At 51.4% G+C, this 1,052-nt stretch carries 2 protein-coding genes; both read left to right on the top strand.

Annotated elements, in window-relative coordinates; genetic code table 11:
- Window positions 1–102: 102 nt before the first annotated feature.
- Window positions 103–417 carry a type II toxin-antitoxin system RelE/ParE family toxin gene (locus tag ABD361_RS30360; RefSeq protein ID WP_071177730.1) on the top strand — a complete coding sequence of 105 codons (315 nt, stop codon included), beginning with the start codon at window positions 103–105 and terminating at the stop codon, window positions 415–417.
- 163 nt (window positions 418–580) lie between these two features.
- Window positions 581–1,009 carry a hypothetical protein gene (locus ABD361_RS30365; RefSeq protein ID WP_001140599.1) on the top strand — a complete coding sequence of 143 codons (429 nt, stop codon included), beginning with the start codon at window positions 581–583 and terminating at the stop codon, window positions 1,007–1,009.
- The last annotated feature ends 43 nt before the right edge of the window (window positions 1,010–1,052 follow it).

Genomic DNA, 1,052 nt, shown 5'->3' on the forward strand with positions numbered 1-1,052 from the left:
CGCATGGCAGCACTATCAGGAAACGGGTCTGCACCTTACTGCGGAAGAAGCGGAAGCCTGGATAAGTACCTGGGGAACTGAGAACGAGCAGGATGCTCCGCCATGCCACAGGTAACGATTTCCGCGCTGGCACAGCGCGATTTACAACGCCTTCAGGACTTTCTCAAAACCAAAAATCGGCTGGCAGCCAGAAAAGGAGGTGAGGTGATCGTCCGGGCTATCCAGCAACTGAAAACATTGCCAGACATTGGCCGCCCGGTGCCGTTTCTGCCGCTGGAATATAAGGAACTGGTGATCGGGTTTGGCGACAGTGGCTATGTGATGCTCTACCGCCACGACCGGGAAATGGACCAGATTGTGATCGTCACCGTCAGGCATCAGAAAGAATCCGGGTATCCGGGGGCAGACAGCCTCTAATAACCGATGACGGGGGCGCAATTCATTGCGTGGCCGTCGCCGGTTTGACAAGCGCAGCGCGTCAGAAAACCACATCCTGAACGGAAAAACGGGTAAAATTCAGCGATACATTTACCGTGAGAAATTACACACCTTTCACACCCGATAAAATCAGGGGTATACAGTGGCGAAAACATTGCTCAACCTTTCACAGGCAGCACAAGCCGCGGGCATTACCAGAAGAACGCTATACAATCATGTAAAACAGGGAAAGGTTACCGTGTCACGTGACGGGAAAAACAACCCTGTCGTGGATGTGTCAGAACTGATCCGTGTATACGGAAATGTGAATATCCCTGAGAAACAAATTCCCGGCATTTCACACCGTGAAAATACACAAAAAAATTTCCCACAGGAACAGCTTCTGGCAATGCAAAAGGAACTGGCCGATCTCCGGCAGGCTGTCACCCTGATGCTGGAAGATAAAACATCCCGGGAAGAAGAACGCCGCCAGCACGATGATGAGCGCCGGAAACTCCAGGCCGAAGTGGACAGATTGACAACAGAACTGACACAGAAGAAAAAACGCTTCTGGTCCGGCTGGTTTAGCTGAGAACTTACCGAAGGGAATGGAGAACATGACGAAGCAGGAAAAA

The organism is Streptomyces luteosporeus (genome assembly GCF_039532865.1).
Classification (GTDB): Bacteria; Actinomycetota; Actinomycetes; order Streptomycetales; family Streptomycetaceae; genus Streptomyces; species Streptomyces luteosporeus.

Coding starts and splice junctions, on each gene's coding strand:
- ABD361_RS30360 (WP_071177730.1), top strand. CDS start 103: ATGCCACAGGTAACGATTTCCGCGCTGGCACAGCGCGATTTACAACGC.